Source organism: Bacillus sp. ISL-34, assembly GCF_018613325.1.
Lineage (GTDB): Bacteria > Bacillota > Bacilli > Bacillales > DSM-1321 > Peribacillus.
The window spans coordinates 26,074-40,383 of the sequence record NZ_JAGGQJ010000050.1; the positions used below are offsets into that span (position 1 = coordinate 26,074).

The 14,310-nt window shown below is 35.0% G+C and carries 16 protein-coding genes; 9 read left to right on the plus strand and 7 right to left on the minus strand.

What is annotated here, in order from left to right; genetic code table 11:
- Positions 1–357: 357 nt before the first annotated feature.
- Positions 358–1,110, minus strand: a complete 753-nt coding sequence (locus J7E52_RS26235; protein WP_214751437.1) for a hypothetical protein — start codon at positions 1,108–1,110, stop codon at positions 358–360.
- A 92-nt stretch (positions 1,111–1,202) separates the two neighbouring features.
- The gene (locus tag J7E52_RS26240; RefSeq protein ID WP_214751440.1) at positions 1,203–2,603 is read right to left on the minus strand and encodes an alkaline phosphatase family protein; all 1,401 of its coding nucleotides are present in this window, start codon (positions 2,601–2,603) and stop codon (positions 1,203–1,205) included.
- Positions 2,604–2,896: 293 nt separating this feature from the next.
- On the opposite strand from J7E52_RS26240, the gene J7E52_RS26245 reads away from it, so the two are divergent.
- Entirely contained in the window at positions 2,897–3,334 is a 438-nt protein-coding gene (locus tag J7E52_RS26245) for a GNAT family N-acetyltransferase (RefSeq protein WP_309476947.1), read from the plus strand.
- Positions 3,335–3,685: 351 nt separating this feature from the next.
- On the opposite strand, the gene J7E52_RS26250 is transcribed toward J7E52_RS26245, so the two are convergent.
- Positions 3,686–4,051, minus strand: coding sequence for a winged helix-turn-helix transcriptional regulator (locus J7E52_RS26250; RefSeq protein WP_214751443.1), 366 nt, complete (start codon positions 4,049–4,051; stop codon positions 3,686–3,688).
- A gap of 328 nt (positions 4,052–4,379) precedes the next feature.
- Between J7E52_RS26250 and J7E52_RS26255 the strand changes: the two genes are divergently transcribed.
- The 3 genes from J7E52_RS26255 (at position 4,380) to J7E52_RS26265 (ending at position 6,274) form a co-directional block, all read left to right on the plus strand.
- Positions 4,380–4,961 (plus strand): NAD(P)H-dependent oxidoreductase, encoded by a 582-nt coding sequence (locus J7E52_RS26255; protein ID WP_214751446.1) that lies wholly within the window; start codon positions 4,380–4,382, stop codon positions 4,959–4,961.
- Between the two features lie 547 nt (positions 4,962–5,508).
- On the plus strand, positions 5,509–5,889 hold the full coding sequence (locus J7E52_RS26260; RefSeq protein WP_214751449.1) for a hypothetical protein: 381 nt from the start codon (positions 5,509–5,511) through the stop codon (positions 5,887–5,889).
- Positions 5,890–6,034: 145 nt separating this feature from the next.
- A complete protein-coding gene (locus J7E52_RS26265) occupies positions 6,035–6,274 on the plus strand; it encodes a hypothetical protein (protein WP_214751452.1) in 240 nt (79 codons plus the stop codon).
- A 542-nt stretch (positions 6,275–6,816) separates the two neighbouring features.
- Here the strand turns inward: J7E52_RS26265 and J7E52_RS26270 are convergent.
- The 3 genes from J7E52_RS26270 to J7E52_RS26280 are packed head-to-tail and all read right to left on the minus strand — an operon-like array spanning position 6,817 to position 9,234.
- Entirely contained in the window at positions 6,817–7,551 is a 735-nt protein-coding gene (locus J7E52_RS26270; RefSeq protein ID WP_286198095.1) for an ABC transporter permease, read from the minus strand.
- A gap of 16 nt (positions 7,552–7,567) precedes the next feature.
- The gene (locus tag J7E52_RS26275; RefSeq protein ID WP_214751455.1) at positions 7,568–8,326 is read right to left on the minus strand and encodes an ABC transporter permease; all 759 of its coding nucleotides are present in this window, start codon (positions 8,324–8,326) and stop codon (positions 7,568–7,570) included.
- Positions 8,323–9,234, minus strand: a complete 912-nt coding sequence (locus tag J7E52_RS26280; protein WP_214751458.1) for an ABC transporter ATP-binding protein — start codon at positions 9,232–9,234, stop codon at positions 8,323–8,325. Before J7E52_RS26280 ends, J7E52_RS26275 begins: the two co-directional genes overlap by 4 nt.
- A gap of 241 nt (positions 9,235–9,475) precedes the next feature.
- Here J7E52_RS26280 and J7E52_RS26285 point away from each other — a divergent pair, with 241 nt between their 5' ends.
- From J7E52_RS26285 to J7E52_RS26295, 3 genes are all read left to right on the plus strand, one after another.
- Entirely contained in the window at positions 9,476–10,201 is a 726-nt protein-coding gene (locus tag J7E52_RS26285; protein WP_214751461.1) for a response regulator transcription factor, read from the plus strand.
- The gene (locus J7E52_RS26290) at positions 10,198–11,616 is read left to right on the plus strand and encodes a sensor histidine kinase (RefSeq protein WP_214751464.1); all 1,419 of its coding nucleotides are present in this window, start codon (positions 10,198–10,200) and stop codon (positions 11,614–11,616) included. The genes J7E52_RS26285 and J7E52_RS26290 overlap by 4 nt, the downstream gene beginning before the upstream one ends.
- Before the next feature lie 164 nt (positions 11,617–11,780).
- Complete coding sequence (locus J7E52_RS26295; protein WP_214751466.1) at positions 11,781–12,320, plus strand: GNAT family N-acetyltransferase; 540 nt, start codon at positions 11,781–11,783, stop codon at positions 12,318–12,320.
- Between the two features lie 250 nt (positions 12,321–12,570).
- Here the strand turns inward: J7E52_RS26295 and J7E52_RS26300 are convergent, their stop codons facing one another.
- Positions 12,571–12,798, minus strand: coding sequence for a hypothetical protein (locus J7E52_RS26300; RefSeq protein WP_053533520.1), 228 nt, complete (start codon positions 12,796–12,798; stop codon positions 12,571–12,573).
- Positions 12,799–13,054: 256 nt separating this feature from the next.
- Here J7E52_RS26300 and J7E52_RS26305 point away from each other — a divergent pair, with 256 nt between their 5' ends.
- A complete protein-coding gene (locus J7E52_RS26305; protein WP_214751468.1) occupies positions 13,055–13,522 on the plus strand; it encodes a hypothetical protein in 468 nt (155 codons plus the stop codon).
- 253 nt (positions 13,523–13,775) lie between these two features.
- Positions 13,776–14,045, plus strand: a complete 270-nt coding sequence (locus tag J7E52_RS26310; protein WP_214751470.1) for a DUF2333 family protein — start codon at positions 13,776–13,778, stop codon at positions 14,043–14,045.
- Positions 14,046–14,310 lie beyond the last annotated feature (265 nt).

Consider the following 14,310-nt stretch of genomic DNA (forward strand, 5'->3'; position numbering starts at 1 on the left):
ATTTTTACAAACAATAAGCATTTGATACAGATCTTATGAGGCATTATGAAGTCTAATTTTAAGGGTTTGATTATGTACCAAAGGTTTTACTCTATTGAGATTGTGAAGGTTTCTACTTAAACTAACGGGTGCGTTAGTTCATTAAGGAACACAAAAATGATCAATCTAATTTATTAAAGAATAATCCAATAGAATAGAATAAGGGCATATTTTGATTAATCTTTTCTAATAGCATTAATTTGATTAAACTTTATTTTACTATAGAGAAAACCCCTTGGCCGTCAAGGGGTTTTTATGGGTTCCTTTAAGAGTGAATAACTTTAAGATCTATTTCGGGAAATCTTTATTTACATAGAATTAAAACTCAATTCTAATTTTTTGCGCTTCGCTAATTTTTTTCTGGTCTTTATCAAATACATCACTTGTTGTTATTTCAATCCACTTAATGTCCTTTGCTTCCTTGTGGTCCGACTCATTGTGCCCCTCTTTATGCACATGATCATCACCTGTAGCATTTACAATAAAACCAAGGTTTCCAAATTTTGTACCGTTTCCGTCAATTTCACCGTTTAATTCTTCAAGGTAAATATCTTTCTGCCAATCAAAAGTTTCGCCTGTGTTCGTTTCAAGTAATGCGATTGGTGCGAAATTCACTTTCTCTGAAGATTTGTTTTTGATCTCAACGAAAACTTTAACAAAATCAAACTCCTCATCATGTGTTAATACGTGAAAATAATCGATCATACCATAATCAGGTCTTAAGTGAATCAATTTCATCTCTCTTACTGTTAATTCGATCGATCCCACTTCATACGTTTTATTAACATTTTTAATTTCTTTTAAAGTGGCTTCCCCTTTTTGGTCTGCATATGTTTGACCAACCTTTTGCAATGAACGGTCATCTGTTACTTGAGGATTAGGCTGGTACTCGTCAATTTTGCTCTCAGTTTGCTCTTGATTCTTTTGTTGTTTCGTTTCATCATTTTTTTCATTGGCGTTATTTTCTGTTTGGTTTTCGTTCCCTGAATTTTTTTCATCGTTTTCAGGACTGGCATTTGATGAACAGCCAACAAGGAGCATTAAAAATAATATAGAAAGAGTCTTTTTCATGATGATTCCTCCGTAGGTAGGATTCTATATTCAAAAAAAGTTCCCGTTACTTGCTATAGCAACGGGATATTTTTAGCTTGCCCATCTATTTCTTACTTATCTTGAATTTTAATATCGTAATCTAAGACATCAAAAACATTTTTTGCAATTTCAGTGTTGTCGATTTGTCCAGCAAATTTTTCACTTGATGGTCCGAATGCATACACAGGAACATCTTCACCTGTATGTCCGCCTGTTGTCCAACCAGTGTGAGAACGCTTATTGAAAATGTTCTCAATCGCATTATCGATATCAAGAACTTTCTTTGTTTTAGCTGCGTCTTCAACTGATTGAATTTCTTTTTCTGTTAATGCAAGAATATTTTGATCAATATACTTTTTCAATGTTGCTTCAACACCTGCGCCGTTAGCAATTTCTTGCGCCATGAAGTCAGGTGTCCGCTTTGCAGCTTTGATTGGTTCGCTGAACCAGTTGTAAATACCGTCCGCACCAATCGAGTATCCGCCAGTTGAGTGGTCAGCTGTTGCTACTACTAATGTATGCTTGTCTTTTTTTGCAAACTCAATTGCTGCCTTATATGCTTGTTCAAAGTCATCCATCTCACTCATAGCGCCAACAATATCATTGTCATGTCCTGCCCAGTCAATCTGGCTTCCTTCTACCATTAGGAAGAACCCGTCTTTATCTTTGTTTAATTTTGAAAGAGCAGTGTTTGTCATTTCTTTTAATGAAGGAACTTCTTCTGTACGGTCAATTTTCTTTGGAAGTCCGCCATCAGCAAATAAACCAAGAACTTTGCCATTTTTATCTTTTAACATGTCTTCACGATTTTCAACATAGCTGTATCCATCTTTTTTGAATTCTTCTGTTAAATTGCGGTCTTTACGTTCAAAGTTGCTCTTACCACCACCAAGAAGAACGTCGATTTTATGTTGGCCATTCACCATTTCATCAAAATAATCATCAGCAATTGAGTTCATATTTTTACGGCTGTGATCATGTGATCCGAAAGAAGCAGGTGTTGCATGTGTAATTTCAGAAGTTGCAACAAGACCTGTTGCTTTTCCTTTTTCTCTAGCAGCTTCAAGAACCGTTTTTGCTTCTGAACCATCATTGTCAACTGCAATCGCGCTGTTATATGTTTTAATACCTGCAGACATGGCAGTTGCTGCAGAAGCAGAGTCCGTTACATTTTGTTCAGGGTCTTCCGGATAAGTTGTTTGTTGACCAACAAGGTATTGATCAAATGTAGTTGGTTCTACAACTTTTGTTGATGAATCGTCTTTTAAATAACGATGGGCAGAAGTATAAGAAACTCCCATGCCATCACCGATTAAAACAATGACGTTTTTGATTTCCCCGTTATTTGTTGCGTTCTTATTCACAGAATCCTCTGCGCTTACATGTGAGAAACTACCCATTAAACCACTAATGGCAACTGTTGAAAGAACAGCTACTGGAAATAACTTTTTCTTTAACTTCTTTTTAAACAATGTTGTTACCTCCAATTGTTGTCGTATTATACGTGCTAAAGAGAATTATAGGGGAAGTATATTAATATATTTTTAATAGGGTGTAAATTAAATGTTAAAAACACCAATATTTATTTTTATAAAAAAGAAATAACCCGTAAAATTAACAAATATAACGGGTGCATTAGCTGAAGATCTGAGCTGTCTTTAAGGCAGCCTTTTCTAATGGAACTAACGGGGCAGTTTAGTTGAAGAAGGAATTACGGGATTCAAAGTTGAATTTAATTTTAATAAAACTTTTTAGGGGTGTGAATGTGAATTCTACGGTAGAAACAATACAAGAATTAACAGATAAAGAACAATGGTTAGAAGCCTTTCCAATTATGAATCAGTTACGTACTGAGTTAACTCAAAAGACATATCTGGAGTTACTTGCAGAAATGAGGAAAGATGGGTATTCTTTGTATGCTTTATATAAGGATAATCGGATTGTATCCTTAGCTGGTTTAAGTTGGAGAGTTAACTTTTATAATAAACGTCACGTTTTTATTTATGATCTGGTAACAGATACTGCTTACCGTTCATTTGGGTTTGGAGAGAAATTATTAAGTTATATACATAACTGGGCAAAAGAAAATGGTGCCGCATATGTAGCATTAGAATCTGGAATTCAGCGAAACAATGCTCACCGTTTTTATGAAGAGAAATTAGATTATGAGAAATGGTGCTATTCATTTAGACAAACGTTGTGATTAAAAATAGGTGTAGATTTTAAATAAAGTCGTACCGTTTATAAAAAAGATGTACCGTTTTGAATAAAGTTTAACCGTTTATAATAAAGTTGCACCGTTTTACCCCTTTGGATACGGTTATCTAAAGGGGTATTTTTATAGTGACAATAGAGTTGTTCCGTTAAAGGGACATTTAATTGAATAAAAGGTTGCATAAATGATTCGGAAGTTAACAACTTTATTTGTAATCAACAGCTTTAAGGACGGAAGTTATGCCACGTGCCGATAAAAAAGCACATGTATGTTCGAAATGAAATGGCATGTACAGGAACGAAAAAAGACACCTTTACCAGAGTCTTTTTTTCATTGAGATCAAAGGGTGTTCGTGTCGTCCCCATTCGCATTCTTCATAAATTCGATATGCTTAAATCCCCACCCGCACATGTCGGCCAAAACCGAACTTAACGTTCTTCCGTGATCGGACAAAAAATATTCAACTTTGGGCGGAATCTCTTGATACACTCGGCGTACGATGAGTCCGTCCCGTTCCATCTCACGAAGCTGATTGGTGAGCATTCCTTGCGTGACATTCGGAAGCAGACGTCTCAATTCCCCGAACCGCTTTGTGCCTTGATGCAGTAAAATAAACAAAATGAGTGGTTTCCATTTTCCTCCAATCACCTGCAGAGTGGCCAATATCCCCTGTGTCTTATTAGAATCGCGAATTTCCTCTCGCATCTTACCATCTCCCGATCACATGATCTTTACCTTGTTAGTTATAATTTTATCAAAGTATCCAGAATGAAAACAGTACGATGTTTTATCATACTTAGTAAGGTTTACCGTACTACCTACCTACATCAGGCAACGTCTATGGTACGTTTTACAGGACCTAGTCTGAAAAAAAAGCGTACTTTGCAAAAATGAAATTCCGCACAATAATAGGTGTGTAGATCACGATGTAACGAAAAATAAGAAAGGATGATCGTTATGAAAATTATGGTTATCGCTGCACATCCCAATCTAAATAATTCTCGGGCGAAGTCATATCAAAGGAATGAAAGGAATGGATAATATGAAAACATTAGTACTCGTTGTACATCCGAACATTGAATCCTCCCGAGTAAATAAAAAGTGGAAAGAAGCGCTTTTAAGTGTACCGGATATAACCGTTCATGATCTCTATGAAAAATATCGTAATCAACCCATCGATGTCGAATTTGAACAACAACTGCTCCTCGCCCATGATCGTATTGTTTTTCAGTTTCCGTTGTACTGGTACAGCAGTCCCCCACTTTTAAAACAGTGGTTTGATGAAGTGTTTACCTTTGGTTGGGCTCATGGCCCTAGCGGAACGAAATTGAGAGGAAAGGAATGGGTGATGGCCATTTCTATCGGTTCACCTGAACATTCTTTTCAAGCCGGTGGATATAATTTATTTTCAGTAAGCGAACTGACAAAGCCCTTTCAAGCATCTGCTAATTTTGTAGGCATGACCTATCTTCCTCCCTTTGTCGAATATCGTTCAAATAAAATCAGTGACCAAGAAATCGCCCAAAGTGCGATTCAGTATGTAGAGCATATTACAAATATAGAACTAAACCCGAAGAATCGTCTTCGTAACTATCTAAAACAACTAGAGGAATAAAATATTCAAGTCGACAGATGAGGAAGTTAAAGAGACAGATTAATATGCATTTTTCGAATTATCATTGTTCCGCAATCGGGCGCTTTAATTGAGGAAGAATCACAGAAATGATCAAACTTTTTTATAAAAGAATGATTCAATTGAATATAATTAAGAGCGTGTTTTGATCAAACTTTTTTTCAAAACACGCTCTTTCTTTTTGTTCGTTTATAAGGGTTATTAGTATCAATTTGGTCAAACATTATTCCAAAGCTACAATAGGGGTAATGCTTCGGTTAGAGAAGCATTACCTTTACAAGAGCTGAGTAAACAGCTCTTTTTTATTACTATCGGTTGCTTTACTTCAATAAAGAAAGTTGCTGAGGCAGCTTTCTCTTATGCAACTAACAGGTGCGTTAGCTGAAGATCGGAGCTGTTTTAAGACAGCTCTTTTCTTATGGCACTAACGGGGCAGGTTAGTTGAACAAGGAATTAGTTACCAATACCTAAGTTTTGATATTTTGAGATAATCAAAAGGAATCTAGACTTTGGAAGTAAGGGGTAAAAGATGAAGAAATATATTTCGTTAAACCTAATTTTGTTTATTGTACTTTTGGCAGGAACCATACTTACGATATTTATAATATATAAGGATATTGGTACTTCGCTATCTCTTAAATTTATTATAGGATATGTAATTTATCTTCTTCTATATGGTTTGTTCTCCATCTTTTTAGTTATTGCGAATACAAGGAAGTTAAATTGGATTCAAATAAGAAAAAGGTTTTTTACGTTTATTATTTGGTTTATTTCTTTAAGTGCTTTGCACTATCTTCTTTCTTATTTTTTTAGACGTTCGGAAATGGGTGTTTGGGATTTAGGTATTCCTTTGGGTGTATCATTTGGATTGGCGTTTTCTGATTTAATGTCTTGGAAAAAGAAAGAATAAAGCATTGAAGTTTTGCTAAGGATTAATGCCTTTTTCTAAGAGGAATTTAAAGAAAAATGGCTGAAATTAGCTTTATAGCTAATGAAAAAAACGATTATGATATTAGTGATGATAAAAACTTGAAACTAAAAGGAGGTTAGAGTAAATGAAGAAATGGGAAAATGTAGCGAGGGGTATTTCAATGGTAATCGTGCTAACTTTTCTTCCTCCTTATCTTGAAAAAATAGGAATTTCTTTTTGGATTATATTGTTATGTATATTTGCTATGGTTTATGGTGTCTTTTATATTTTATCTAAAATCGAATTCCTCCAGAAATCGGTATCAAATAAAGTAGGCTGGTTGACTTTTATTGCGACATCTATAATCATAACGGCTTTGTTTTAAAATAGGCAATTGTTGATCCAATAACAGGGAAAAGAGTTCAAGACCAGGTTAGGTGGGATTAAAAGAGTGGACAAAGACTTTTTTGGGTCTATAATTGCTACTATATTTGGTATTATCGCAACGTGGACTGGTTTGTTTTATACAACTCGTTATCGATTTAATAATAGAAATTTTTTTGAACACATCAAATATATAACGCCCTTACCTCTAACATTTAACTATTGGTTTCTTAAAGTTTTATTTATTTTCGGAGGATTAATGTGTGTTATTTTAGGTCTATACGGAATTCTATAAGGTATTCCTTAATGGACTAACGGGTGCGTTAGTTGAAGTAGAACCCCAAAAAAGGACCTCCCAAGGTCCTATATTTTTTACTGATTGTAAACATTATCGTTTAACAGAGCCTTTCATAAAAACGAAACGTATAGGTGGAAATTCCTTTATTATCAGAAATCCCCAAAATAGAATAAGTTTGCTGAAGGTTTGTTTCCTACGGTTTGAATCCTTATGGATTCATTTAAATAACAGCTTTTAAGGTAAGATTAGATTATGTCACGTTTAGTAAAACTTTTCACACCGTAAAGTAGTAGAACGATGAAGGATCCAATTAAAAGTGTGTAAAATAGGAAATAAGATTGAATAGGCGATTCATCTTCCGGTGACATGGCTAACATAGGTTGCGTCCATGGATATATCTGTCCAAGTGGTGTACTGGCAATAATAATGGCAGGAAGCGTAAAAACAATGCTAACAGCCAGTGGTATGCCAAATGTTTTAGCTCGGATGGATATAATGAGTTGTAGCAAGATCAAAGGCAAACAAGCAAAAATCCCCCTGATCACGAACCCTAATATTGTAATAATAGGAGGACTACCTTCCATTCCTTCCATATAACCAAATCCAACAAAAAAGATGAATAAAATTAACATTGTAATGACTACCATGCGGACCACTGTTAAGAATTTCCCTAAAAAGATGTCTGAGTGTTTGATTGGTAAAGCTAAAAGTTGTTTCCATCCTCCTCCGACATGTTCTCCCCGACAAACAAGTGCTGCATAAATGCCCACCATAATTGGCAATACAAAAGGGCCCATAAACAAGGCAACTTGTGTCCAAGCTTCTACCCATGGATTATCTCCAGGACTCATAAAAAGATCATAGTTTTTAAAGAAATTAGTATATGCTAGGAGAACACCTAGTAAGGGGCCTATCAAATAAAGTATCCATAACTTTGAGCGCTTTAGTTTTAACCGTTCAACAAATAAGATGTTTTTCAAGTATTTCCCTCCCTTTTTACAAAACATCGCGTTTAGCAAAATGAATAGATCCTATAAATAAAAGGATTGTTCCTACCAAAAGACTGATGATAAGGTAGGCTGAAAAATCGGGATTATACGCTATGCCTTCATACTGTAAAATAACCGTTGAAGACTGACTAGGATAAGCAAGTGGAAACCATCTCGTCGTTTGAGAAGCAGCCAAAAACAGGCCCATCATGGCTGATACGGATCCAATAAGAATCGAGAATGCCTGGTTTTTAAAAATCATGGATAACCATAGCTGGAAAGCCAATATAGGCAACACTGTAATCAACATGCCGTAACAATCGCCGAGCAACAGCCCCCATGGCAAACTTCCTTCAAACACTAACATCTTTCCTAACAACACCATGCCAACTAGAAAAATTGAAAGAGAAAGGAATAAACTAACCACTAACCAAACAAATTTACTTAAATAGATTCGAACTCTTGAAATGGGTAATGACAGCGTTTGTTTCCATCCGTTCGCCTGATGTTCGATATTTGCTATTATTGACGCAGCAAGTGTGGCGGCTAACGGAAAACCAAGGCCGAATAATAAACTATTATCATACAATAAATACATCCACATAGAGCCGGCATGGAACATTTCAGCTTGTTTTTCCACATACTCAACTCGATATGTGAGATTCACCAATTCATATGCCAAGATCAGTAAGGGGACCAATAAGACTACAATAAATAACGAGGAACGTTTTAGCTTTATTTGATCCGCCCATAATATCTTTTTCATAGACTTCCCTCGGTTCCGGTTAATTCCAAGAAAATATCTTCGAGCGACCGTTTAACTTCTTCAAGCAGATACACAGATACTCCCGAATGCACAAGAATGGAGTTTATCTCTGAAACAAACTCTGGTTCTGTTTGGGCCAACCACAAAAAGTCTTTTTGCATTTCAACCTTTAATCCTTTCCCTTTTAATAGTGTCTTTGCTTTGATTACGTCGCTTACCCCGACTTTTAATAATGGTTTACGTTTTTGTCGTAATCGTTCTATACAATCTTGGAAAATCATTTTTCCGTTATTAATGATTCCTACTTGTGTAGCCATTTGATCTATTTCACTCAACAAATGACTGGATACAAGAACACTCATTCCTGACTTAGGTAATTCTTTTATCAGCTCTCTCATTTCTTGGATGCCCGACGGATCCAAACCGTTTGTGGGTTCATCCAAAATCAATAAATCTGGACTGCTTAACAGAGCTGCAGCAATCCCAAGACGCTGCTTCATTCCAAGGGAATACTCTTTTGTTAGCCGGTTAGCTACTTTAGTTAATCTGACAATTTCCAGAACTTCATTGACTCGTTTTTCGGGTATATCCCGTAACCTACGAATGGCCTCTAAGTTTTCGTAACCAGTTAAGTTGCCATAATACGTTGGAGACTCGACTAGTGACCCGATTCGTTGTAAAATTTGCAAACGATTCTTGATAAGGTTCTGGCCAAAGATTTCAATACTTCCTTTTGTTGGTTTAATCAAACCTAGTAACATTCGGATTGTTGTTGTTTTACCAGCACCGTTTGGGCCGAGAAAGCCGTAAATTTGCCCACGTTCAATCCGTAAATTTAACCCATCTACGGATGTGTGCTTCTTATACTTTTTGGTCAGTTCGTTCGTGACAACGATTTGATCTTTCATTTGCTCCTCACTTCACTTCTATTGTAAACGAAAGTTTTTAAACACGAACGAAACTCTTACTAAACATTTGTTTAACGACTTTCTAGAAATGTTTCTATTTAATATGATAAACCTCAATAAGCACAGGGTTATAAAAAAAATGAATATTTAGAATCCTGAACGGGGTATTAATTCTTTTCTATAACTACTTTGCAAGCCAACCCTTTCATGTAAAATAATAAGATAGAAGGGGAGGATACATATGACTTTCAAGCTCGAAGAGCATAAAATCCTGATGGTTGATGACGATCAGCATATCCTAGATTTATTAATAACTGTCTTTGAGAAGGAAGGGTTTCATAATATCTTAACAGCCATTACAGGAACCGAGGCCCTCTTAAAAACAACACAAGAAAATCCGAACATTATATTGTTGGACGTTATGCTGCCAGACATTGATGGCTTTACTCTATGCAGCAAATTTCGCTCGCATACAAATGCCCCCATACTGTTTTTAACAGCAAAAGCAACAGATTTAGATAAATTGCAGGGGTTTAGTTTTGGTGGAGATGACTATATTACGAAACCCTTTAACCCATTAGAGGTTGTAGCTCGTGTCAAAGCTCAATTAAAGCGAACTCCTCAAGTTTCCTCATCTCATTCTCTAAAGCAGGTGTTTGATTATGACTATTTTAAAATAGACCCCAATATGGGAAGACTTATTGTTGATGGAACAAGGATAGAATGCCCAACCCAAGAGATGAAACTTTTGCTCTATTTTTGTAAACACCCTAATCAAATTTTGAGCAAACATCAACTTTATAAAGATGTATGGGGGGAATTTTATGGTGGGGATAGCACCGTAATGGTACATGTACGCCGATTACGTGAAAAAATAGAGGCAGATCCAAGCAGACCTAAATGGATTAAAACAGTTCGGGGATTAGGTTATATATTTGAAGCTGCAACAAGCGAGGATATAAAGTGAAATTAAGAAATCGAGTGGCATTTTACTTTGTATCACGTCTTTTCTGGCTCATGCTTATTTGGGGTTCACTCATCGTGATTAGTACGCTTTTGTTCAGCTTCTTTCTAGGGCATAACAAAATTGAAACTCCACGCTTATCAATTAGCAAAATTGTTGCTGATACGGTTGTTAGAGATCAACAACTTTCAATCAACTCGAAAACAAAGGAAGATTTATTAAAGAACCAGATGTGGATTCAGGTATTAGATGAACAGGGAAATGAGATCTTCTTCTTTAATAAACCCAAAACCATACCGAATCATTATATACCTGGAGAGCTAGTATCAGATTACCTATATCCTGCCAAAAAGGGGTATCAATTATCTACATGGTATGAAACCAAAAACAATCAAGATTTAACATGGGTGTTAGGGAAACCAATGAAAAGCAATAATCCATTTCTTTATTGGATGAATAATCTGTGGATTCTTTCCATCATTGTAATAGGAATTTTAATTGCCTTATTCTTCGGGAAACAATTAGGTGCTCCATTGCTGTATATGGTTTCCTGGATTGAAAATCTATCTAAAGGAAAATATGAAGAACCCTTTGGGAATTTTCATTTTAAAAAACGCCTACTCAATAAAGCCGAATATAAAACATATCAAGAATTGATGCAATCTCTTTCTAAACTTACATCAACCCTTCAGAAAAACACAGAAGAAAGAGAGTTATTAGAAAAGACACGGGAAGAATGGATGACAGGCGTATCCCATGACTTAAAAACTCCTTTATCTGTTATTAAGGGCTATACTGTACTATTATCTTCAACTGAATATGATTGGGAACAAGATAAAGTGCGTCACTTTGCTAGAACCATGGAAGAACGTGTGGAGTATATGGAGCAACTGATTGAAGACTTTAGCTTAACTTTTCAATTGAAAAATGAGGCTCTTCCTATACAACGTGAAGAAAAAAATTTAGTAGAAGTCATCAACAACGTTTTGGAACAACTGAAAAGATTGCCGGAATCAGAAAATAAGATTTTCTCTTTTGAACCTAACAATAATACAATTATTTTTAACATGGATGAAAGATATTTAAAGCGAGCATTTGAAAATTTAATTGCGAATAGTATCAAACACAACCCTCCAAATACTAAAGTTAGAATCATATTACATGAGGATTCGCTTGAAAGAGAAATTCAACTTACAATCGAGGACGATGGGGTAGGAATGGACCAAGAAACAGTTGAACGCTTATTCGACCGTTATTTTAGAGGAATAAGTGCTTCTTCTAATATTTCAGGTACTGGTTTAGGGATGGCAATTGCAAGACAAATTGTTATAGCTCATGATGGTTATATTGAAATAGATAGTAAACCTCAACTTGGTACCAAATGTAATATTATTTTTCCACTAAAACGGGTGCGTTAGCTGAAGATCAGAGCTGTCTTTAAGGCAGCTCTTTCTTTATGCAACTATCGGGGCAGGTTAGTTGAAGAAGCTTAGAGTAGACGAACTGTGCGAAAAACAAATAATCTTTGCCTTTTATAGATAGTATATAATGAAATATATTCCATTAAGGGAGGGGATTAATTGTGTTTTCCAGTGAGGTTGTCTATTTAAAAGAACTTAATTTATCAGATGCTGAAAATTTACTACAATTGCTAGTAGAAAATAAGGATTTCTTTGAACCATTCTCAATAAAACGTCCATCTAACTACTATTCTTTAGAAAAGCAAAAAGAATTAATAATAACTTGGGAACAAAAATCAAAAGAAAATATTAAATACCAGTTTGGAATTTTTCTAAAAAAAAATGATTCACTAATAGGAACTATCAGCCTCTTTGAAATTATTCGCGGTCCCCTTCAGAGTGCATTGATAGGTTATTACTTAGATCAAAAAAATAATGGTAAGGGTTACACTACAGAAGCTGTTAAAATGGTTGTAGATTATGCTTTTAGAACTCTTAATTTACATAGGATTGAGGCTGGCGTTATGCCACATAACATAGGTTCAATACGTGTTTTAGAAAAGGCTGGTTTTCATAAAGAAGGAATCGCAAAACAAAATATAAAAATAAATGATCGTTGGGAGGATCATCAGGTATTAGCCATAATAAATCCCAACGATTAATTTTCATTGTCAGCCCGTCTTCAATTTTTTCAACCACTCTAATGCAGTGGTTTTTTTATTTAATGTACAGTTGATGTCAAAATCTACAACCGGTCTTCTTCAACTAACGGGTGCTTTACTTCAATAAGGGGTTGCTTCGGCAGCTTTTTCTAATGGAACTATCGGGGCAGGATAGTTTAATAAGAAATCACACGTAATTAGGTTATTGGCACAAATAAAAAGCCCTGATATAAATAGGGCTTTCTTATTTTTATAATAATCCTCTATATTTGGCTGCTCTTTTTAACTCTTCAATATCCGCATCAGGGAGCTTCTTTCTTCCTGATAAATGATCAATAATTTCTTTATCAGTAAATTCTTTGGTTTTATCAGCCTTTTCTTCTCTCATATCTGGATCAAAAACACTACCAAAAGTAACCCCTTTAACAAAAGATTTAGCCGCATCTTTCAAAACATTTGTCTCTTTCTTATTCTCCATACTATCCCCTCCTATAATCTATACGAACAGACGCTATAAAAGTTCCGAATATAATACCTTATAAGTACAACCTAAAAAAGTAATGAACTAACGGGTGCGTTAGCTGAAGATTGGAGCTGTCTTTAAGGCAGCTCTTTTCTTATGGAACTAAAGGGGCAGGTTAGTTCATTAAGAATACATTCCATTTTTAGAAATAATTGTTATAATGAAATAGAATATTTGTTAGGAAGGTTGTTGTTCAAGGTGGAGTATAGTTATGAAATCTAAAAAGACAGTATTAATTATAGCTTTGGGTATTATTTGTATAGCTATCTTTATAAATCTATTAAAGAAAGATTTATGGGATGTAAACGAAGAGTTGTTAAAAGAAGAAGTGTTATCAATTGGACATTCCGTTGAAACAATAAATTTATTAGAAGTAACACCGTTTGACTGGGATGTAGTATATTCCTTTGAACCATATACCCCGTCAGATCATATATATGAAACGGTAGGTTATAAATGGGATACTATTAACGCAACTGTAAATGAAGGAATGAATCAAATTGTATTCTTGAACGATGGAAAAGTGGTCTGCTATTTATATGGTTATCCTGAGAATAATGGATATGGTATATCTTTTGAATCTGAGAATTATAAAGATGCAGTTTATATGCTTAATATTAAGGATGATTTAAATTTTCAAGTAGAACGAAGAAACAGTGTTGTTTATTTGAGAAGCTAAGCAAGGATATGATTTCTTCAACTAACAGGTGCTTTACTCAATAAGGGAGTTGCATTGGCAGCTCTTGTTCTTATATTTGTGAAGAAATGTACTAAAACTAACGGGTGCGTTAGCTGAAGATCAAAGCTGTCTTTAAGGCAGCTCTTTCTTTATGCAACTATCGGGGCAGTTTAGTTTAAGAAGAAACCATTTCAAAATGATATAATTCTTTTCATTGGGGAATTAAGTTATTGAGTAGTTTGGGAGGATTTTAATGGAACGAGTAGGAGCTTGGTCTAAATTAATTTTAATTTCAATTGCTATAGTGGTAGTATGGTTTTTCTTATTCGGAATACGACTAATCGGTTATTTTTCAGCCATAAATGAAAAAGGGCTACGAGCAACGGAATGTGGGACGCAGGGCTGTAGTGATGCAGTATTTTTTTTGAGTACAGCTTGGACATTTTCATTTTTTATTGTTATTCCTCTTATTATTCCATTAGTTCTTGTCATTTACTGGAGTTTAAAGAAAAAGAGTTCGTGAACTAATAGGTGCTCTAACTGAAGATCGGAGCTGTCTTTAAGGCAGCTTTTTCTTTATGGAACTAAACCAGCTAATAGTTAGTCAACATTTTTCAATGAAAACTTAAAATATTTCATGCTATACTAAATTTGTGCATGCCAAATAACCTTCCAATGAACCGTATTTGGAAAGTTTTGTGCTATTTAGTTATACTTTTAAACTAGGTTAGATCTTGGAAAGTCGAGTTATTTTGTAATAGTGCATAAATCCATTGTAGAAGCTTATT

Bases quoted from the DNA above. Each gene is read 5' to 3' on its own strand.
- J7E52_RS26305 (WP_214751468.1), top strand. From the start codon at position 13,055: ATGAAATCTAAAAAGACAGTATTAATTATAGCTTTGGGTATTATTTGT.
- J7E52_RS26260 (WP_214751449.1), top strand. From the start codon at position 5,509: ATGAAGAAATATATTTCGTTAAACCTAATTTTGTTTATTGTACTTTTG.
- J7E52_RS26280 (WP_214751458.1), bottom strand. From the start codon at position 9,234: ATGAAAGATCAAATCGTTGTCACGAACGAACTGACCAAAAAGTATAAG.
- J7E52_RS26275 (WP_214751455.1), bottom strand. From the start codon at position 8,326: ATGAAAAAGATATTATGGGCGGATCAAATAAAGCTAAAACGTTCCTCG.
- J7E52_RS26285 (WP_214751461.1), top strand. From the start codon at position 9,476: ATGACTTTCAAGCTCGAAGAGCATAAAATCCTGATGGTTGATGACGAT.
- J7E52_RS26265 (WP_214751452.1), top strand. From the start codon at position 6,035: ATGAAGAAATGGGAAAATGTAGCGAGGGGTATTTCAATGGTAATCGTG.
- J7E52_RS26310 (WP_214751470.1), top strand. From the start codon at position 13,776: ATGGAACGAGTAGGAGCTTGGTCTAAATTAATTTTAATTTCAATTGCT.
- J7E52_RS26250 (WP_214751443.1), bottom strand. From the start codon at position 4,051: ATGCGAGAGGAAATTCGCGATTCTAATAAGACACAGGGGATATTGGCC.
- J7E52_RS26235 (WP_214751437.1), bottom strand. From the start codon at position 1,110: ATGAAAAAGACTCTTTCTATATTATTTTTAATGCTCCTTGTTGGCTGT.
- J7E52_RS26300 (WP_053533520.1), bottom strand. From the start codon at position 12,798: ATGGAGAATAAGAAAGAGACAAATGTTTTGAAAGATGCGGCTAAATCT.
- J7E52_RS26255 (WP_214751446.1), top strand. From the start codon at position 4,380: ATGGATAATATGAAAACATTAGTACTCGTTGTACATCCGAACATTGAA.